The sequence below is a fragment of the Curtobacterium sp. Leaf183 genome (assembly GCF_001424385.1).
Lineage (GTDB): Bacteria > Actinomycetota > Actinomycetes > Actinomycetales > Microbacteriaceae > Curtobacterium.
The window spans coordinates 53,177-71,846 of record NZ_LMPO01000006.1 but is presented as its reverse complement, the minus strand read 5'-3'; the positions used below and the strand labels follow the sequence as shown (position 1 = coordinate 71,846).

20 protein-coding genes, 1 tRNA gene and 1 pseudogene are annotated in these 18,670 nt (G+C 68.4%); 8 read left to right on the top strand and 14 right to left on the bottom strand.

The window, feature by feature from the left end; genetic code table 11:
* Nucleotides 1-47: 47 nt before the first annotated feature.
* From ASG04_RS03860 to ASG04_RS03850, 3 genes are all read right to left on the bottom strand, one after another.
* Complete coding sequence (locus tag ASG04_RS03860; protein ID WP_056120640.1) at nt 48-509, bottom strand: hypothetical protein; 462 nt, start codon at nt 507-509, stop codon at nt 48-50.
* 95 nt (nt 510-604) lie between these two features.
* The gene (locus tag ASG04_RS03855) at nt 605-919 is read right to left on the bottom strand and encodes a metal-sensitive transcriptional regulator (RefSeq protein WP_056120637.1); all 315 of its coding nucleotides are present in this window, start codon (nt 917-919) and stop codon (nt 605-607) included.
* A 38-nt stretch (nt 920-957) separates the two neighbouring features.
* Complete coding sequence (locus ASG04_RS03850; RefSeq protein ID WP_148053887.1) at nt 958-1,677, bottom strand: hypothetical protein; 720 nt, start codon at nt 1,675-1,677, stop codon at nt 958-960.
* A gap of 80 nt (nt 1,678-1,757) precedes the next feature.
* Between ASG04_RS03850 and ASG04_RS03845 the strand changes: the two genes are divergently transcribed.
* Genes ASG04_RS03845 through ASG04_RS03835 form a run of 3 tightly spaced genes read left to right on the top strand, consistent with a single transcriptional unit; the run spans nt 1,758 to nt 4,694 of the window.
* The gene (locus ASG04_RS03845; RefSeq protein ID WP_056120846.1) at nt 1,758-1,985 is read left to right on the top strand and encodes a heavy-metal-associated domain-containing protein; all 228 of its coding nucleotides are present in this window, start codon (nt 1,758-1,760) and stop codon (nt 1,983-1,985) included.
* Nucleotides 1,982-4,183, top strand: a complete 2,202-nt coding sequence (locus ASG04_RS03840) for a heavy metal translocating P-type ATPase (RefSeq protein WP_056120631.1) — start codon at nt 1,982-1,984, stop codon at nt 4,181-4,183. Before ASG04_RS03845 ends, ASG04_RS03840 begins: the two co-directional genes overlap by 4 nt.
* A 31-nt stretch (nt 4,184-4,214) precedes the next feature.
* On the top strand, nt 4,215-4,694 hold the full coding sequence (locus ASG04_RS03835) for a DUF4396 domain-containing protein (RefSeq protein WP_200938397.1): 480 nt from the start codon (nt 4,215-4,217) through the stop codon (nt 4,692-4,694).
* Between the two features lie 94 nt (nt 4,695-4,788).
* Here the strand turns inward: ASG04_RS03835 and ASG04_RS03830 are convergent, their stop codons facing one another.
* The 3 genes from ASG04_RS03830 to ASG04_RS03820 form a co-directional block, all read right to left on the bottom strand.
* Nucleotides 4,789-5,427, bottom strand: coding sequence for a cation diffusion facilitator family transporter (locus tag ASG04_RS03830; RefSeq protein WP_056120626.1), 639 nt, complete (start codon nt 5,425-5,427; stop codon nt 4,789-4,791).
* Nucleotides 5,424-5,771 carry an ArsR/SmtB family transcription factor gene (locus ASG04_RS03825; RefSeq protein ID WP_056120623.1) on the bottom strand — a complete coding sequence of 116 codons (348 nt, stop codon included), beginning with the start codon at nt 5,769-5,771 and terminating at the stop codon, nt 5,424-5,426. The genes ASG04_RS03830 and ASG04_RS03825 overlap by 4 nt, the downstream gene beginning before the upstream one ends.
* Before the next feature lie 131 nt (nt 5,772-5,902).
* Nucleotides 5,903-6,658, bottom strand: a complete 756-nt coding sequence (locus ASG04_RS03820; protein WP_056120619.1) for a cytochrome c biogenesis CcdA family protein — start codon at nt 6,656-6,658, stop codon at nt 5,903-5,905.
* On the opposite strand from ASG04_RS03820, the pseudogene ASG04_RS16995 reads away from it, so the two are divergent.
* Nucleotides 6,624-6,794: pseudogene (locus tag ASG04_RS16995) on the top strand (phosphopyruvate hydratase); the annotation flags it as partial. The gene ASG04_RS03820 and the pseudogene ASG04_RS16995 overlap by 35 nt on opposite strands.
* On the opposite strand, the gene ASG04_RS03815 reads toward ASG04_RS16995, so the two are convergent.
* Nucleotides 6,779-7,705 (bottom strand): LysR substrate-binding domain-containing protein, encoded by a 927-nt coding sequence (locus ASG04_RS03815; protein WP_056120616.1) that lies wholly within the window; start codon nt 7,703-7,705, stop codon nt 6,779-6,781. The pseudogene ASG04_RS16995 and the gene ASG04_RS03815 overlap by 16 nt on opposite strands.
* Nucleotides 7,706-7,774: 69 nt before the next feature.
* Here ASG04_RS03815 and ASG04_RS03810 point away from each other — a divergent pair, with 69 nt between their 5' ends.
* Both ASG04_RS03810 and ASG04_RS03805 read left to right on the top strand, forming a co-directional pair.
* On the top strand, nt 7,775-8,941 hold the full coding sequence (locus ASG04_RS03810) for a TDT family transporter (RefSeq protein ID WP_056120612.1): 1,167 nt from the start codon (nt 7,775-7,777) through the stop codon (nt 8,939-8,941).
* The gene (locus tag ASG04_RS03805) at nt 8,938-9,510 is read left to right on the top strand and encodes a uracil-DNA glycosylase family protein (RefSeq protein ID WP_056120608.1); all 573 of its coding nucleotides are present in this window, start codon (nt 8,938-8,940) and stop codon (nt 9,508-9,510) included. The genes ASG04_RS03810 and ASG04_RS03805 overlap by 4 nt, the downstream gene beginning before the upstream one ends.
* 86 nt (nt 9,511-9,596) lie before the next feature.
* Here the strand turns inward: ASG04_RS03805 and ASG04_RS03800 are convergent, their stop codons facing one another.
* From ASG04_RS03800 to ASG04_RS03780, 5 genes are all read right to left on the bottom strand, one after another.
* Nucleotides 9,597-10,001 (bottom strand): GNAT family N-acetyltransferase, encoded by a 405-nt coding sequence (locus ASG04_RS03800; protein WP_056120605.1) that lies wholly within the window; start codon nt 9,999-10,001, stop codon nt 9,597-9,599.
* 54 nt (nt 10,002-10,055) lie between these two features.
* Nucleotides 10,056-10,895 carry a class I SAM-dependent methyltransferase gene (locus ASG04_RS03795; protein WP_056120601.1) on the bottom strand — a complete coding sequence of 280 codons (840 nt, stop codon included), beginning with the start codon at nt 10,893-10,895 and terminating at the stop codon, nt 10,056-10,058.
* A gap of 212 nt (nt 10,896-11,107) precedes the next feature.
* Nucleotides 11,108-13,150, bottom strand: coding sequence for a hypothetical protein (locus tag ASG04_RS03790; RefSeq protein ID WP_056120598.1), 2,043 nt, complete (start codon nt 13,148-13,150; stop codon nt 11,108-11,110).
* A gap of 922 nt (nt 13,151-14,072) precedes the next feature.
* Nucleotides 14,073-14,147, bottom strand: a tRNA-Arg gene (locus ASG04_RS03785).
* Nucleotides 14,148-14,180: 33 nt separating this feature from the next.
* Nucleotides 14,181-15,287, bottom strand: a complete 1,107-nt coding sequence (locus ASG04_RS03780; RefSeq protein ID WP_056120596.1) for an epoxide hydrolase — start codon at nt 15,285-15,287, stop codon at nt 14,181-14,183.
* A gap of 81 nt (nt 15,288-15,368) precedes the next feature.
* Between ASG04_RS03780 and ASG04_RS03775 the strand changes: the two genes are divergently transcribed.
* Nucleotides 15,369-15,770, top strand: coding sequence for an arsenate reductase ArsC (locus tag ASG04_RS03775; protein WP_056120593.1), 402 nt, complete (start codon nt 15,369-15,371; stop codon nt 15,768-15,770).
* Nucleotides 15,771-15,840: 70 nt separating this feature from the next.
* Here the strand turns inward: ASG04_RS03775 and ASG04_RS03770 are convergent, their stop codons facing one another.
* Complete coding sequence (locus tag ASG04_RS03770; RefSeq protein WP_056120590.1) at nt 15,841-16,602, bottom strand: SDR family NAD(P)-dependent oxidoreductase; 762 nt, start codon at nt 16,600-16,602, stop codon at nt 15,841-15,843.
* A gap of 129 nt (nt 16,603-16,731) precedes the next feature.
* Between ASG04_RS03770 and ASG04_RS03765 the strand changes: the two genes are divergently transcribed.
* On the top strand, nt 16,732-18,063 hold the full coding sequence (locus ASG04_RS03765; RefSeq protein WP_200938396.1) for a PQQ-dependent sugar dehydrogenase: 1,332 nt from the start codon (nt 16,732-16,734) through the stop codon (nt 18,061-18,063).
* A gap of 54 nt (nt 18,064-18,117) precedes the next feature.
* Here the strand turns inward: ASG04_RS03765 and ASG04_RS03760 are convergent, their stop codons facing one another.
* Nucleotides 18,118-18,612, bottom strand: coding sequence for an HNH endonuclease (locus ASG04_RS03760; RefSeq protein WP_056120587.1), 495 nt, complete (start codon nt 18,610-18,612; stop codon nt 18,118-18,120).
* Nucleotides 18,613-18,670 lie beyond the last annotated feature (58 nt).

Here is an 18,670-nt window from a genome sequence, read left to right as displayed (position 1 = left end):
CTGGGCATGCGGGAGCTTCCGAAGGGAGCGCTCCCGCCGGGGATGGATCAGATACGGATGATCTGCAGCGCCGTCAGTGATGGCGGCTTGGGTGCCGCGACGCGGCGTGCGACACGGTCCCCGAGGGCGAGGAGGCGTGCGAGGACGTAGAGGACCCCGCCGTTCCGGGTGCGCAGCAGCGCCCACGCGAACAGGGCGATCGTCAGCGCGCAGGCCATCCCCATCAGTGAACACATCAGCGCGCACAGGCCGCCGTCGCAGCCGGCGTCACTGAGTACGCTCACCACCGCGCCAGCTGGGGTGGCAGCGTGCGCATCGTGCCCGGCCGTCTCGCTGTGAGCGTGTTCGGCCGTCATGCTCGACGTGGCGGTCATGGCGTGATCGCCGGTGGTGGCGTGGCCGAGCATGCTGTGCATCAGGACCGTGAATCCGACCAGCAGCAGCAACGCCAGCACCGCCGTGGCCTGCAGCAGCAGGCGGCGGCGCGTGGTGTTCGCGGTGGTGAGCATGCGGATCCGTACTGATGGCTGGTCGGGGTGCGGGTTCTATGGTGCAGGACGAGCGCTGAGAGGACAACCGCCCCGTCTGGTGGGCGGGAAGCTGGTTAGGCGCGCACGAGGCGGGCGATCGCGTCGGAGGCTTCCTTGAGCTTCACGGCGGCCGCGTCGCCGCCTTCGGCGACGGCGTCGGTGACGCAGTGCGCGAGGTGGTCATCCAGCAGGCCGAGCGCGACGGATTGCAGCGCCTTCGTCATCGCGGACACCTGGGTGAGGATGTCGATGCAGTACTGCTCCTCATCGACCATCCGCTGCAGGCCGCGGGCTTGCCCCTCGATGCGGCGCAACCGTTTGAGGTAGTCGTCCTTCGCGGTGATGTACCCGTGGTGGTGCTCTGCAGCAGGTGCGGTGGTGTCGGTCATGGACGCTCCTCGGGGGTCACCGTTTACGGTAGCGGCGCTCATGCCGCCGTCGACCAATCGAACGGGGCCGGCGCGATCGGGGTGCCGACGCCGCGGGTGATGACGATGGCGATGTCCTGCTGGTCCTGCAGTTCCAGATCCGGCAGTGGCGTGGTGGTGCGGGTGCCGTTGACGAACACGGCGACGTGCCGGTCGTTCTTCCCGTCGACGTACCCGCCGACCTGCCCGTCGCGCAAGGTCACGTTCCACTCGGTGAAGAGCTGTCCGAGGGTGAACGGCTGCACCTTCGCGGATTCGACATGCACGATGCCGGAGGTGTCGTGGGTGTGCAGTGCGGACATGCCGCCCCGCTGCACGTCGACGCCGATGTTCGCCGGCACCGCCACCGGCTCCCCGTCCACCGATACGGACAGATGCTGATGGGTGTGCAGCGCCGCACCTTCCATCCCCGCCACCTCAAGTCCCGCAGCCTTCGCCCGCGCCGGCGCATCCGCGGGGGCCGGCCACGGCGGTGCCGCCGTCACCCCGGACGCCGTCGGCGCCGAGTCGTCGCCACGGGTGAGGGCGGTGACCGTGATCGTGGTGACCGCGGCGAGGACGACGACCACGGCGGCGCCCAGTAGCCACCACCGGCGTGTACGGCTGCGCTGCTGCTCCGCTCTGCGGTCAGCGGCTTTCTGCCGCGCCTGCTCGCGCCGATCAGTCTTTGTCGCCATCACGTCCTCTTTCCGGGTGCCGGTCGAGCGGATCGGGAACACATCCGCTCATCCGGCGTTACACTCCCTACGGTACCCCCCTAGGGTACATGATGAACGTGAACGACGAAGGGATCACCACGATGAGCGAGCAGCTGACGAACACGTACGGCATCACGGGCATGACGTGCGGGCACTGCGTGATGAGCGTCAACGAGGAACTCGCCGCCGTGCCGGGCGTCACGGACGTGACAATCGACCTCAACGTTGGCGGTGTCTCCACCGCTCGAGTGACCAGCACCCGCGACCTGCCGCAGGAGGAAGTCTCCGCCGCTGTGGAGGAGGCCGGCTACACGTTGGTCGCATCATGACCACCACCAGCACCCCGCCGGTTGAGCTGACGATCGAGGGGATGACCTGCGCGTCGTGCGCGAACCGGATCGAGCGGAAGCTGAACAAGCTGCCCGGCGTGACCGCGAGCGTGAACTACGCCACCGAAAGCGCCTCCGTCACGCTCCCCGCGGACCTCGCTGTCGACGACGCGATCCGGACCGTTGAAGCTGCCGGGTACGGCGCGCACCTGCCCGAACCGGCCGGTGCGGACACCGACGAACTCGCGCCGCTGCGGCGACGCCTGATCGTGTCCACGGTGCTCGCCGTCCCGGTGGTGGCGCTGTCGATGATCCCGGTCCTGCAGTTCTCAGGATGGCAGTGGGCCGTCCTAGTGCTGGCACTGCCGGTCGCCGTGTGGGGTGCGTGGCCGTTCCACCGTGCCGCCGCGATCAACGCCCGGCACGGGGCCGCGACGATGGACACCCTCGTCAGCGTCGGCGTCGCCGCCGCGACCGTGTGGTCCGTCTGGGCGCTGGCGTTCGGCGGCGCCGGGCACATCGGGATGCGGATGGCGTTCTCCTGGTTCCCGCACCCCGGCGCGGCTCCGGAACCGTACTTCGAAGTCGCCGCCGCGGTGACGGTGTTCCTCCTCGCCGGCCGGTACTTCGAGGCCCGCGCGAAGGACCGCTCCGGCGCCGCCCTGCAGGCGCTCCTCGCCCTGGGTGCACCCACTGCCCGGGTGCTCCGAGACGGTGCCGAAACCGAGGTGCCGACCGCAGCACTGCAGGTCTGGGACCGGTTCGTGGTCCGTCCCGGTGAACGCATCGCCACCGACGGAACCATCACCGATGGCACGAGCGCAATCGACACCAGCGTGATGACCGGCGAAGCAGTCCCCGTCGAGGTCGGCCCCGGCGACACCGTCACCGGCGCGACCGTGAACGTCGGCGGCCGACTCATCGTCGAAGCCACCCGCGTCGGCCAGGACACGGAGCTTGCCCGCATCGGCCGGCTCGTCGTGTCCGCGCAGACCGGCAAGGCCGAGGTGCAGCGCCTCGCCGACCGGGTCTCCGCCGTGTTCGTCCCGATCGTCATGGGCCTGGCGGTGCTGACCCTCATCGGGTGGCTGCTGCTCACCGGCGACGTGCAAGCCGCGTTCACCGCCGCCGTCGCGACCCTGGTGATCGCCTGCCCCTGCGCCCTCGGGCTGGCAACACCCACCGCGCTGCTCGTCGGCACCGGACGTGGCTCCCAGCTCGGGATTCTCATCCGCGGACCCCAAGTCCTCGAGGCCACCCGCCGGATCGACACCGTCGTACTCGACAAGACCGGCACCGTCACCACCGGCAAGATGAGCGTCCACCAGGTGACCGCCGTCGCCGAGGAAACCGACACCCGAGTGCTCGCCCTCGCCGCCGCCGCGGAAGCAGGATCAGAACACCCGATCGCCCGCGCCATCACCGCAGCCGCCACCGACCACCCCACCGCGGACACGTTCCAGTCCACCGCCGGGCTCGGCGTCCAAGCCGTCGTCAACGGCACCCTCGTGCTCGTCGGCCGCCCCGCGTGGTTGACCGACCAGTGGGCCATCACCATCCCGGAAGCGGTCACGGACGCGGTCCGGACCGCGGAACAGGGCGGCGCGACCGCGGTCGTTGTCGCATGGGACGGCGCAGCCCGCGGCGTCATCAGCGTCGCGGACACCATCGCGCCGACCAGCCCAGACGCGATCCGACGCCTCCACGACATGGGGCTGCGCACGATCATGCTCACCGGCGACGCTGAAGACGTCGCCCGAACGGTCGCCGCCGAGGTCGGCATCGACAACGTCGAAGCCGAGGTGCGCCCCGAAGACAAGTACCGGACCGTCACCCGGCTGCAGCAGCAAGGCCGGTCCGTGGCGATGATCGGCGACGGCGTCAACGACGCCGCCGCTCTCGCCGCCGCGGACCTCGGGATCGCGATGGGTAGCGGCACCGACGCGGCCATGGAAGCCGCCGACATCACCCTCATCCGAGCGGACCTGAGCGCCGCCGCGGACGCGATCGCGCTCGCCCGCCGCACCCTCGGCACGATCAAGGTGAACCTGTTCTGGGCCTTCGCCTACAACGTCGCCGCCATCCCGCTCGCGATGGCCGGCCTGCTGAACCCGATGATCGCCGGCGCCGCCATGGCCCTGTCCTCGGTCTTCGTCGTCAGCAACAGCCTCCGCCTCCGCACCTTCCATACCCGATAGGAGCGACATGGACACCCATGAACACCACAGCATGACCAACCATGACAACCACCAGAACCATGGCGGCGGTCACGGGACGACGACGTGGACGATGGCCGCGCAAGCGACCCTGCACTGCCTCACCGGCTGCGCGATCGGTGAAGTTCTTGGCATGGTCATCGGCACCGCGACCGGCCTGCACAACACCGGCACGATCATCCTGTCGATCGTGCTGGCGTTCATCTTCGGCTACGCCCTCACCATGCGCGGCGTCGTCCGGTCCGGGCTGAGCTTCTCCGCCGCGTTCAAGGTCGCCCTTGCCGCCGACACGGTGTCGATCGCCGTGATGGAGATCATCGACAACACGGTCATCGTCGCGGTTCCCGGCGCCATGGACGCGCAGCTGAACGACTGGCTGTTCTGGGGCTCCCTCGCGGTCTCCCTGGTGATCGCGTTCATCGTGACCACCCCGGTGAACCGGTGGATGATCAGCCGCGGCCTCGGCCACGCCGTCGTCCACGGCCACCACTGATCGAAGCGACTGGACGTCGCGCCCGCCAAATTAGAGCAGCTTCGCTTGGTGTCGGCTTTTGAGCGGCGTTCTGTGTCGCTATGAGGCGGTCGTTTCAGTCGTCATCATCGTCTTCCACGAGTTCGCCTTCCCACGCTTCGCGTCCTTCGTGGATGGCGAAGAGAGCGATGACGAATCCTGCGACGGGGTCGAGCCAGGCTGCGCCGGTGAGGGTGTAGAGGAGGAGTCCGATGAGGGTCGCGACGCTGAGGAGGACACAGATTCGAGTTTCTGCAGCGTCGGCGAGGATGAGCGGGTCGCCGAGCTTCTTACCGACTCGGGTCTTGAGCGCGGCGAGGACTGGCATGACGATGATCGAGAGGACCAGCAGCACGATGCTGACCGGGGAGGTCTCCGGTGCTTCGTGGGTGATCAGACTGCGGATGCCATCGATCACGACGTAGGCGGCGAGGAGGAAGAACGTCACAGCGACGAACTTCAACGTGCGGCGCTCCTTACCCTCGTCCGCTTCGCCGTGACGGAGCCTGGCGGCGAGGCGGATGCCCACCAGCACGGCGACGATCGATTCGATTCCGGAGTCGATACCGAACCCGATGACGGACACGAGCCCTGCGGCGATCCCAGCCGTGATGGCAACGATTCCTTCGAGGACGTTGTACGCGACGGTGAACTGCGCGAGGCGGAGCCCTCGTCGGGTGAGCTGCTCCGTTTCGGTTTCGGTGAGCGTGCTCATTCGCCAGCCCTCGCGTCCGAGCCATAGGTGCCGCAGAGATCGACTTGGTAGCCGGTGGCCTGCAGCAGTGTCTCCGCGGACTCGAGGAGGTCCATCAACTCCGGACGGGAGAGGCTGTAGAACACTTGCCGGCCCTGCGCCCGCCCCTCCACGAGAGCGCAGTCGCGGAGGCATGCGACGTGCTCGGAGAGGGTCGATTGAGCAAGACCGAGCTCCGTGACGAGGTCGCTCACTCGAGCTTCCCCTTGGCGGAGTCGGCGCAGGATGCGCAGACGGGTCGGGTCTGCGAGAGAGTGGAACAGCGATACCGCGGCAAGATCGCCCCGCGCTTCTACGATCGGCATATGCCGATGATATCGGCGTAGCGCGGTTCGTGCGTTCAAGGTGGGCTACCGGTTCTGGGGCGGTGCTTGCTCGATCGTGCTCATAGGGATGCCACCGACGACCATGCGTTGTAGCGGGCTGCACGTGGGCGTTAGAGGAGCGTGACGTACTGGCCGATGTGTGCGCCGACCGTGTACATCAGCGATGACCACAGTCCGGTGACCATGAGGACACCGATGAGGATCAGCGTGCCACCACCGATCAGGTTCACGGTCCGTAGGTGCCGTTTGACGCGGCTGATCGCGGTGGTGGCCCAGGTCGTTCCAAGGGCGAGGAGGAGGAAGGGGATGCCGAGTCCGAGGCAGTAGGCGATGCCGAGCAGGACGCCGTTCCAGGTGCTCGCGGCTTGCAGGCTCAGCAGGTTGATCGCGGTGAGGGTCGGGCCAAGGCAGGGGGTCCATCCGAGCCCGAACACGATCCCGAGCAGGGGTGCGCCGGCGATGCCGGTGGCCGGTTTCCATCGTGGTTTGAGGGTGCGCTGCAGGATCCCGAAGCGGCCGATGAACACGAGTCCCATGATGATGACGAAGCCGCCGAGGATCTGCGTGAGCAGGTCGCGCCAGCGGATCAGCCAGAAGCCGGCGGCGCCGAATGCGGCGGCGTAGGCGACGAAGATGACGGTGAAGCCGAGGATGAACAGGAGCACGCCCAGGGTGAGCGTGCTGCGGCGGCGTTGCTCTGCGACACCGCCGATGAAGCCGAGGTACCCGGGGACGAGTGGGAGGACGCATGGTGAGAGGAAAGACACCAGCCCGGCCAGGAGTGCGACCGGCACGGCGATCAGGAGCTGTCCGCTGAGGATCGCTTCCGCGACGCACCGGTCCGGCGAGACCACCGACACGTTCATCGCGGACCTCGTCGTCGGCACCGGAACCGGACAGATCAAGTCCGGCGCACCCGCCCGCGGAGAACGCGTCGCGAAGTACAACCGGCTCACCGAGATCGCGGAGAACAATCCGGAGCTGCCCTACGGGCTGCGCTGACCCCGACCGGCCACCTCGTGGGCGACGCGCAGGAAAGCAGAACCAGCTGGCTGGGGCTCTCCCGACCAGATCGCCCGCAACGGCCGGGCAAGTGGCGGCCCAGCGAGCGGGACCCGCACCAGCGACCCGTCGTTGATGTCGGCGGCGACCGTGCGAAGGCTCATCACCGCCGGTGCAATTCCAGCCTGCGCGTTCGCCCGGATGATGCTCGTGGTCTCCAGCACCGCGGCCGGAACCGACATGCTCAAACCGGCCTCCCTGAGCCATGCGGCGAGGGTCGCGCGAGTCCCGGAACCCTCTTCCCGCAGGAGCAGAGCCGTCGCCGCCAGGACCTCCGCAGTGATCCCGGTCGACCGAGCCCAGGGATGGCCCGGCGCAACGACGACCGCGAGCTCATCGTCCGCGATCACCTGCGCGGACACACCTGCCGCCGTCACCGGGGTCTCCGTGAACCCGAGGTTCGCGCCACCCGACTGCACGAGGTCCGTCACCGCGGCGGAGTTGCCCGCGATCAGACGCACCCGCACGTCGGGTTCGCGGCGGCGAAATTCGAGCAGCCAGCCCGGCAGCAGCAGCTCCGCGATCGTCTGTGACGCTGCGACGACGAGCAAACCCGTGGGAGCCCGCAGCGCAGCCACTCCTGCCTCGAGGTGGCGAGACGCGTCGAGGACCGGTCCGGCCAGCCCGACGACGAGCCGGCCGGTCTCGGTCAGCACCGACCCCGTGGTCGAGCGGTGCACCAACAAGTGACCGACCATGCGCTCGGCGACCCGGATCCGAGCAGACACTGCCTGTTGCGTGACGCCGAGCGCTCCAGCGGCAGCAGAGAGGGAGCCGGCCTCGGCGACGCGTGCGAGCACGTCGAGTGTGTCGAGGTCGAGCGTTCGGTCCGTGAGTCGCCGTATTGCCACAACTCACGATTGTGCCCCGCCAAGAAGTTCCCGGTACCGCCAGGGGCAGGATTCGCGCAGGCTTGGCCCATGACAACGCTCCGCACCGACCCTGCACCCGCGAACGGCAACCAGCTGCCCCAACGGCCGCAGACGGCGTTGTTCCGTGACCTGGAGCGGCCAGGCCTGATCGTGTCGAATCTCACACCGAACTGGTTCGCGTCGATCATGGGCACGGGGATCGTCGCTGTCGCAGCTGCGTCACTGCCGCTGCAGTTCCCCGGGCTGCGCCTCGCGGCGACGGTCGTGTGGGCGATCGCCGCGGTGCTCCTCGTCGCCCTCACGATCGCGACGGTGCTGCACTGGATGCGCTACCGGAGCACTGCAGCCGGGCACCAGCTCAACCCGGTGATCTCCCACTTCTACGGGGCACCGCCGATGGCGTTCCTCACCGTTGGTGCCGGAACGATCCTGCTCGGCAAGGACTGGATCGGCCTGCCCGCTGCCGTCACCGTCGACTGGGTCCTGTGGACCATCGGCACCATCGGAGGACTGCTCACGGCAGTGCTCGTGCCGTACCTGGCGTTCACCCGCCACGAGAACAAGCCCGACTCCGCGTTCGGCGGTTGGTTGATGCCGATCGTCCCGCCGATGGTGTCTGCCTCCACCGGTGCGCTCCTCCTGCCCTACGCCCCCGCCGGGCAGGCGCGGGAGACGCTGCTGTGGTCCTGCTACGGCTTCTTCGGCCTCAGCCTCATCACGTCGCTGGTCGTGATCACGCTGATCTGGAACCGTCTCGCGCAGCACAAGGTCGGTGCCGCGGGCATGGTCCCGACTCTGTGGATCGTCCTCGGGCCGGTCGGACAGTCGATCACCGCGGTGAACCTCCTCGCATCGAACGCCCCCACCGTTGTCGATGCGAGTACCGCGCATGCCCTGCTGGTCGTGGCGCTGGTGTACGGGTTCGCGATGCTCGGCTTCGCGCTGCTGTGGACCGTCATCGCCCTCGCGATCACCATCCGCACCGCCCGCGAACACTTGCCGTTCAGCCTGACCTGGTGGTCCTTCACGTTCCCCGTCGGGACCTGCGTCACCGGCCTGAACGGGCTCGCCCTGCACTCAGGACTGACCGTCGTCGCCGTCCTCGCAGTTGTCTACTACGTCGGCCTCGTCGTCGCGTGGATCACCGTTGCCGTCCGCACCTTCCACGGATCCGTCATCCGTGGCACCCTCCTGGCACCGCCACAGCCGGCGTGAGCACCGCCGAGGAGCTCGCGGACGTTCGATCGCTGAACGCTCTCGCCGAGACATGGCGCACCGCACCGGACGGCTCGCGACGGTTCGTCCCGAGCTTCGACCCACGATCCGGCGGTACATCCAGCCGCGTCCTGGTCCTGATGCAGTCGCCCGGCCCCCAGACCATCGCCGCAGCGCACGCAGCGATCTGCAGCGAGGACAACCCGGGCCCGACCGCGGCCGCGTTCCGCGCAGCCCGCATCGAGTCCGGACTCGCACGCAACGAGTACCTCCGCTGGAATCTCATCCCATGGGAAGTCCCCGGCCGCGTGCGGCTCGCGGACATCGACGAGGGGCGGCATGCCCTCGCCGCACTGCTCGCGGCCCTCCCCGCGCTCACTGCGATCGTCACGTACGGGGCCGTCGCCCTCGACGGCATCATGCGACACCTCACCCTGGACGAGCACCCCCGACTCCTTCCGGTCATCGCAACACCACATCCGTCTCCCGCCAACGGCCGCCACCGCTCGGAACAACACCTCCGTTCCGTGCAAGCACTCCAGCTCGCCGCGCTGGCACGACCGCTGTGACGGATACGAACGATCAGCTGTTGCCCGGCCGGTTGTTGGACGAAGGATCTGAGCCTCGAAAGTCCAAGGGCTATCGAGACGCGGGATCAGCGCAGACGCACGAGGCCGGCGTGGGTGGGTCGGAAGCCGCAGGCCCCCTCGTAGAAGGGCACCATGTCCTCGCCGTAGTCGACGAACAACCACTCGCAGCCGGCGGATCGGACCGCGTCGACGGCGTAGCGGACCACCGCTGTTCCAAGGCCCCGATGTTGGTAGGTCGGATGCGTCTTCGCGTCGATGAGAAACGCATGGTCTGCACCATCCCAGGCGACGTTGACGAAGCCGACCAGCTCACCACCGGGGGCTCTGCCCGCGACCCAGCCCAGGGAGTGCGGACTTATCCGGTCCCACCAGCCGGGTTCGGGTGACCCTCCATGAGCCGCGGTGAGGCCTGCTAGCTCGTCGTCACTGATTATCGAACGCCAGGTGAGCGTCACGTCGTTGTGCTGCATCGTCCCAAGCTCCCACGAGGAGGCTGAGTTCGCCAGGCACCGCTGGACGATCGGCTAACGAGACGGGTGGTGATGCTTCCGCGCAGCGATAGAGAACATCATTGGCACGCGTTCGTTGCCGTCAGCAAGCGCGTAACCAGCCGGCGTCTTGACGAGATTCGGAATGGGCTCCCATGGCATGGCGGTGTATTCGTGGAAGGCTTCGATTTGAAGCCCCGCAGCCAAAATCGAGGTGAAGATTTCGTCCAGGGAGTGGGGCCACTCGTACGTGGTTCGGTTCGTAAGAAGGGTGTCGCTCGCGTACGTGGTCCCGGAGTCGAATCGTTGGGCTTCGCCCGCTCCGAAGTACGGCTCGGTGACGACGAGGGCGGTGTCTTGTCGGTCGTATTGGAGGGTCATGACCATGGGGTGTGCTTCGTAGAGGAAGAACAGCCCGCCCGGTTTCAGGAGCCGTTCGACGGCGCGCGCCCACGTGGTGAGGTCCGGGAGCCACGCGAGGACGCCGACGGTTGTGTAGACAACATCGAATTGCCGGCCGAGCTGATCGGGGGCGTCTTCGTTGGATGTCTGGACGAAGGACGCATCGACGCCGGCCCGAGCAGCAAGCGAGGTGGCTGCTGCGATCGCGTCACCGGAGAAGTCGGTGCCGACGACTCGTGCCCCAAGCCTGGCGAGGCTGATCGAGTCAACCCCGATGTGGCATTGAAGGTGCACGACGTCGAGCCCGGTGAGAGACCCATCGGGGAGGTGGGGAGCCATGACCGTGGCTTCGAACATGACCCGGTTGGCGGAGGGGTCGTCGGCGAACTCAGCCGCCTTGTAGGCGACGAGGTGATCTGAAACTCGTTCGTCCCAGTTCGCCCGGTTGGTCTCGATCTGGTCATGAGTGGACACGGCAACCCCCTAGTGAATGAGCAAAGCCGACCAGCTTCCCAGAACGCTCCGCAGGCCGCAACACGTGCAAGGGGAAGGAACGGGAGGCCCATCCCAGTAGGCGATCCGCTATCGGGCAGCAGTACGTCGGTCGCGCGTACGTCCTGCTAGGTCGAACCACACTGGGCTCGCACTCGCGTCGAAGCGGCGCGCCGAATGTGAGCTCGAGGTGCTCAGGTCTGGGTGTTCGTCAGGTGCCGGCCGATGTAGCCGATATAGACCTTCCCGGTCCCTGCAACGTCGTCGTAGTAGTACAAGCGCGGTGCGAAGGTGTCGCGCCAAGTCGGCTTGAAATGCGCTTCCATGAGGACCGTGCCGCCCTCACGAACGGTTGTGGGGACGGAGAACACGCGCTCTGCCGACCACCTCGTGTTATTGAGCACGGTCTGGCTTTCCTTTGCGGCGTGCTGTCCGGGCGGGCACTTGGTGCCAGCGACGGCATCTGCACCGAGATACATGTGCAGACCCCCGTTGAAGCCGTTGAGCCGGGCTTCGGCGTAGTCATGGAGGACGCGGACGTGCAACCAGAACGCGGTGGCGTAAACCCCGGATGGGTAGCGGCGGTCGATCTCGATCGCCCCGTCGTCGTCGCCGGTAAAGACAACCCGAGCCGTCACGTGGTGTTCATCGTCGCCCGCAGTGAGCCGACGAACCAGTTCCTCGACGGTGCTTGGCGCAGCCCAGTCTTCGGTGTCCGGCTCGACGTAGGCATCGCCAGGTTGCCGGCTTGCAGCGAGACGGCGGCGCAACACCGTGTTATCTCGATCGGCGTTTTGGCGCGCCTCGAGCGCGACGGCCCACTCGAGTTCCATGTCCTCGCGTTCGCGGCGTAGCCGCACCACTTCCGCTTGCAAGTTCTCAACGGAGCCCGCTGCTTCCGCTAGCTGGTCGGTTGCGACCTGCACTTCAGCGACTTTGGCCTCAATGAACGTATCAAGGTCGTCCAGCTCCTTCGGCAGCGCGGGATCGCGTCCTAGCCAACGGCGAAGCATCGCCGTGATGCGTTCACGCCATGGCGACGAGGCTGCGGGTGCCTCGGGAGCACTCTGAGCTACATCACTCGCCGATTCGGTCGCAACTGGCTGCTGCGCCGGGAGCGGGGTGACTGCTCGAGCCTTGGCAACGATTGCCTGCACCCGAGCCGCGCGCTCGATGCCGGTCTCGCTGCGTCGCAACAGCTCGATCATGCGCTGCACGTCCGCAGGCAGCTGGGCCTCGACGAAGCGGCGGCGAGCGTCTTCTCCATGGCGACGTTGCAGCGGCTCTGCAACCCGGCCTCGCTGCAACGAACGGGTCAGAGTGGGCAGTGCCAACCATCGGTGGCGAATGGCGTCACTGGGACTGTCGAATTCAACGTCAGGAAGGAACGTGCGAATCTGGCCGGGGTGGAAGCGGTGGCTTACCGGCAGCGCTTCGGCGAATGCTTCGGCGGCATCGTGATACACGACGTACGCCGCTGTAACGCCCACGCTTTGCCGGGTGAGGCTCCCGACGACTTTCCGCCATGCGTCATCAAGATCACGTGCGGGCGAGAGCGCGACGACAACTGATGCCGTGCGATTCGGGTCGGCAATCGCAGCAAGCAGATCCTCGATCTGAGCGGAGCGAACAACATTTGGTGTTCCGGTAAGTTGCACGGACCCGTCGCTGGCGTCGTACGTGTCCAGCAGCGTGCGCACGATCTTCGGTGGCGCCACCTTCGCTAGTGCTGCCTCCCGGTCGGCCCCGGAGAGGTCGACCTCGACGACGATGGTCTGCTCGCCGCCGCGCTTCGACACGAGGGTGCCCGCGTACACGGACACGATCCACCGGCCAGACGGGTTCGCTTCGATGATCCTGTACAACCTGCGGGGCGTCTGCTCGTCGTGATCGGCGTGCACGACAAGCAGCTCGAGACCTCGGCCGATGGCGTAGTGCCCGGGGCCGTCCCAGTCGACACGGGCCTGCTGGGCAGGTCGCTTGCCGACCTTGCCCTTCAGCCAGGTGCGTACCTGCTCCTCCGCCGCCGCGACCGCGCTCTGACCCCTCGTTAGGCGCAGTACGGCCCTGTACCCAATCGCCATCCGCCACCCTCCCTCTTGGCACAGCGCGTAGAAGAAGCTGCACGTCTGCTCAAGTTTAGAAGTTGGCCCCGACATAGCCGCGCACCAGACCTGAGTGTCGCGCTCCGCGGCCGAGCAGGCCTTGCGACTCAGCTCTTCGCCGACATCCGTCATCTCACGCCCGAGCAGGCGAGCGACGTCTACTAGACCGCCAGAGCCAAGTCACCGCTAGGCGTGAATGGACGCTGAACGCAGCGTCCCTTCGGCGGTTCGCCATTGAGCCACGAGATGCCGGCGGGGGCTTCGGACTCCTACGGCCCTGCTCCGCAGTTAACCCTGTCTCACATAGGTGGTACGCGGGCTATCTCAGTTCACGCGCGCTATACGGACGCCTCCCGGCGCACGAGGGCTGAGCCTGGCACTAGTCGACGTGGCTGTCCGCGCTGCCAAACAACCTGTCCAACTCCGTATTTCAGGACACGTTGTGTGGCAGTTGGACAGGTTGGTTGGCGGACGACAACGGCGGGAGGGGACAACCCTCCGCGGTCCACGAGAACATGCCCCAAGATGCCACCGTGATGGTCTCAGCTAGTTCGGTAACGACCACCTGTCGCGAGATTCTCGCACTACCGACAACGCCCTTGCGGCGGCCAGGGGTCAAGATCGCGGCTGTTGGCACCGGACATCGTCAGTGAGGACCGGGACGACCTGTTGCTCTAGGACGTGGTGCTGATCAGTGGACACAAAAGTCTGGAATCGGACACTTTCGCTTGGAACCCACAACAACAACGGGGCTTGTCGAGAAGCCCGACAGACCTCGAGAACATGCCGTGGAACGCCACCGTGATGGTGTCCGTCCACATCGACGCACTACAGCAGCGCCACGCCAGCGAATCCTCCGCACCGTCGCTCGAGAAGCCGCCGCCGACCGAACGCCAACGGAGCGCGAGGCGACGAGCACCGGACGCTCTACAGGACGCGGCCAGGGCTGTCCGCCCGCCAGCTGTCTTGCAACAGCGCAGGTCATCTCCCTGACGGAACGCGTGAACTACTGACAAAAACCCTTGTCGCTCGACACGACGTGGCGACCGGGTACTGGTGCCCCTGGAGGGACTCGAACCCCCAACCCTTTCCTTAGGACGGAACTGCTCTTCCATTGAGCTACAGAGGCCGGCCCGCCCACTCTAGCGAACGTGCCGCACGGTCACTCCCGGAACGGCTCGAGGAACGCGACCAGCTCGGCAACGTACGACTCCGGCTGCTCGACGGGAGCGAAGTGCCCTCCCCGCGCGGGCTCGGACAGGTACACCAGGTTCGTGGTCCGCTCGAGCCACTCCCGCGGCGCCGTCACCAGGTCGCCCGGGTACAGCGAGAACCCCGACGGCGCCTCGACCCGACGTGCAGATTGCTCGGGCGGGATCGCCGCGTTCGCGTGGTACATCCGCATCGCGGAGCCGATCGAGCCCGTCGCCCAGTACTCGGTCACGAGCGCGAGCACGTCGTCTCGCGTGTACACCGACCAGAGGTCCCCGTCGCAGTCGCTCCACGACCGCAGCTTCTCGACGATCCACGCGGCCAGCCCGGCCGGTGAGTCGGTCAACCCGACCGCGGCGGTCTGCGGCTTCGTTCGGTGCATCATCGCGTACGCGCCTTCGGTGTCGCGCCACGCGGTGGTCGCGGCCACGAAGTCCCGCTCCGGCGGGGAGAGCGTCGACACGTCGATGCCGGGCCACGGCAGCCCGCCGTCGATGCGGTGCACGGCGACCACGCGGTCGGGGTGGTCGAGCGCCAGGTACCGGGCGACGTGCGTGCCGATGTCCCCGCCGGCGACGGCGAACCGCTCATGGCCGAGCGAGGTCATCAGCGTCGCCCACAGGCCCGCGACCTGACGGGCGTCGAGCACCTGCGGCGGCACGTCGGAGAACCCGTACCCGGGCATGTCCGGCACGACGACGTCGAACCCGGCGGCGGTCAACAGCGGAAGCACCTTGCGGTAGCGCCACGTCGAGTCGGGCCAGCCGTGCGCGAGCAGCAGCGGCAGCGCCGCACGGTCGGACGCCGTCGAGGGGGCGACGAGCACGTTCACACCGATGCCATCGACCTCCACCCGGCGACTCGGCAGCGCGGCCAGGGCGTCGCGGTGGGCGTCGAAGTCGAACCCGTCGGCCCAGTACGCCACCAGGTCACGCAGTTCGTCCACGTCGACGCCGAGTGACCACCCGGTGCCCTGGGGAGCGTCTGGCCACCGGGTCGCCCGCAGCCGCGCCCGGAGGTCGGTGATGGTGTCGTCGTCGATCCACATCGCGGTCATGGCCCGACGCTACGGGCCGCAGCCGACATCCGCGATCGGTACCCTCGACGCTGCACCCACCCCCACTGGAGGAACCCGCCGATGCCCGACAAGCCCGCCGTCCTGTTCGTCTGCGTCCACAACGCCGGCCGCTCCCAGATGGCCGCCGCGTACCTGCGGCACCTGGCCGGGGACCGCGTCGACGTGTTCTCCGCCGGCTCCGAGCCCGCGGAGCACGTGAACCCCGTCGCCGTGCAGGCGATGGCCGAGGAGGGCATCGACATCACGGGCGAGCAGCCGAAGGTCCTGACGACCGACTCCGTGCGCCACGCCGACGTCGTCGTCACGATGGGCTGCGGCGACGCCTGTCCCGTCTTCCCCGGCAAGCGCTACGAGGACTGGGACCTCGCCGACCCCGCGGGGCAGCCGCTCGACGCGGTCCGCCCGATCCGCGACGACGTCCGCCGCCGGGTCGCGGCGCTGGTCGCCGAGCTCACCGCCTGACCCAGCCCGGCCCGGCACCGGACGGGAGGCCCGTGGCGGCCCCGCCACGAGCCTCCCGTCCGACGCGTCGTCAGACGGCGGTGTACCCACCGTCCGCCACCAGCACGGACCCGGTGATGAACGACGCCGCGTCGCTGGCCAGGAACACCACGCTGGGCGCGATCTCCTCGGGCAGGGCGAAGCGCTGCTGCGGGGTGTCCTCGACCCAGTAGCGCTGGAACTCAGGACGGTCGACCGGTGCCATCTCGGTCTTCACGTACCCCGGCGCGAGCGCGTTCACCCGGATGCCGTACGGCGCCCACTCCACCGCGAGCGACTTCGTCAGGTGGTGCACCGCCGCCTTCGACGCGTTGTAGGCGGGCTGCCACTGCGGACGGTTCACGATGATCCCGGACATGCTGCCGATGTTGACGATCGACCCGGACCCGGCGTCGCGCATGTGGGCACCGACCGCGATCGTCGCCTTCCACAGCGCCCGGACGTTCAGCGCGAACACGTCGTCCCACGCCTGGTCCGTGACGGCGAAGGCCTCGTCGTGCACGCAGGTGCCGGCGTTGTTGACCAGGACGTCGATCCGCCCGAACGCTGCCAAGGCCTCGTCGGTCATGCGGGTGACCTGGTCGTCGTCGGTGATGTCCGCGGTGATGGTGACGAACTCGTGGCCGGCCTCGGCCGCCTCCATGGCGACCCGTGCGTTCCGTTCTGCGGAACGACCGACGATCGCGACGCGGGCGCCGGCCTCGGCGAGCCCGAAGGCGAACGCCTTGCCGAGCCCCTGGTTGCCGCCGGTGACGACGGCGCTCCGGCCGTCGAGGCTGAACGGGGATGTCATGCGGTGCCCTCCGTCGGGTGCGGATGACGTCAGCGTCATCCTGTTCCCGACCCTACGCAGCGTCCGCCGTGCTGCGGGGGTGGACACTCGGAGACGGACACGCTCGGGAGTCCACCGGAAGGACACGCCATGTCGACCACCCACCGCCTGACCGGGGTCGCGGCCGCAGTGCTGCTGGTCGCCACCGTCAGCGCCTGCACCGCCACCGACGCGCGCACCGAGGACACCCCGACGGGCGCCGCCAGCAACGCGGCGGTCACCGGCAGCCCGTCGGACGGTCTGCGCGCGTTCCGCCTCACCGTCGCGGACGGGGCCGATGCCGGTGCCGCATCAGGACGCTCGCTGCGCGTCCCCGCGGGCTGGCGGGCCCAGGTGTGGGCCGATGCCGACGGTGCGCGCATGGCGGCGTGGCTGCCCGACGGCAGCATGCTCCTGACCACCGGAGACCGCGGGGAGCTCCTCCGACTCACGCCCCGCAGCGGCGACCGCGCTCCGTCGGTGCAGCGCCTGGCGTCGGGCCTCGACGATCCCCAGGGCGTGGCCGTCACGCAGCAGGACGGTGCGACCGTCGTCGTGCTCGGCGAGGACTCGCGCATCGTGACGTGGCACTGGCGGAACCGCGAACTCACCGATCGCCGGGTGCTGGTCGACGACCTGCCGACCGGTGGCCACGGCGGCAAGTTCGTCGCGGTGCGGAACGGCATCGTCACCTACGACATCGGCTCGGGCACGAACGACAGCGGCGCCGACCGGCAGGCGAACCCCGACCGCGCCGTGATCCGGCAGGTCGGGCTGGACGGCAGCGACGACATGCTCCTGGCCACCGGGGTCCGCAACGGCGAAGGCCTCGCCCACGCCCCGGACGGCACGCTCTTCACCGCGGTGAACCAGGCCGACCAGCAGCCGTACCCGTTCCACGACGGCACGGGCAGGTACGGCCAGCGGGTCCAGGCGTACGTCAACGAGCACCCGAACGACCAGGTCACCCGGATCACCCGCGGCGCCGAGCTCGGGTGGCCGTACTGCGTCCCCGACTCCCGCGGCAAGACCGACCTGCTCGACCTGGGGTACGTGCGGCAACCGGCGAACAACCCCGACGGCGGCGCGCTCGACTGCGGCACGGTGACCACGACCATGGTCGGGCTGCCGGCACACAGTGCGCCGATCGGCTTCGTCTTCACGCGGGGCAGTGCGCTGCCGGAGGCGTACGCCGACGGCGCGCTCATCACGACGCACGGGTCGTGGAACCGGCAGCCGCCGCGGCCACCGTCGGTGTCCTACAGCGCCTGGGACGACGACAGCGGGACGCTCGGCCAGCCGCACACGATCGTGGAGGGCTTCCAGACGGCATCCGGCTCGCGCTGGGGACGGTCCGTCGATGCCGTTCCCGGACCGGACGGCGCCCTGTACGTGACGGACGACACGGCCGGTCTGGTCTACCGGCTCACGCCCAGCAGGTGAGACGGGACGGACGGGAGGCCCGTGGCGGCGCCGCCACGGGCCTCCCGTTCGTCACTACGCGGCGACCAGGTACTCGTCCCACTCCGCCTGGGGGCGCTCCACGCCCCGGACCACCCAGCTCGAGCCGTGCGGTGCCTTCGGGCGGAACCGGAGCTGCCACCCCATCTCGCGCGGTGTGCGGTCGCCCTTCTCGTTGTTGCAGGCGAGGCAGCAGGCGACGAGGTTCTCCCACGAGTCGGCTCCGCCGCGCGACTTGGGCTGCACGTGGTCGATGGTCGTGGCATGCCGGTCGCAGTACGCACACCGGTTCGCGTCACGACGCAGGACCCCACGTCGCGACACGGGCACCAGGCGGGAGTGCGGGATGCGCACGTACCTGGTGAGGATGATGACCGACGGGCGGTCGTAGGTGGACGTCGATCCCGTGACGGGGTGGTCGAGGTCAGCGGCGACGATGGCGGCCTTCTGGTTCATGACCAGCACGAGGGCCCGCCGGAACGAGATGACCGCGAGGGGCTCGTAACCGGCGTTGAGGACGAGAGTGCGCATGGGTTCCCTTCCGACGAGCCTGGACGGCTTCCAGGCGGTGCGGGCACCGGACCGGTCG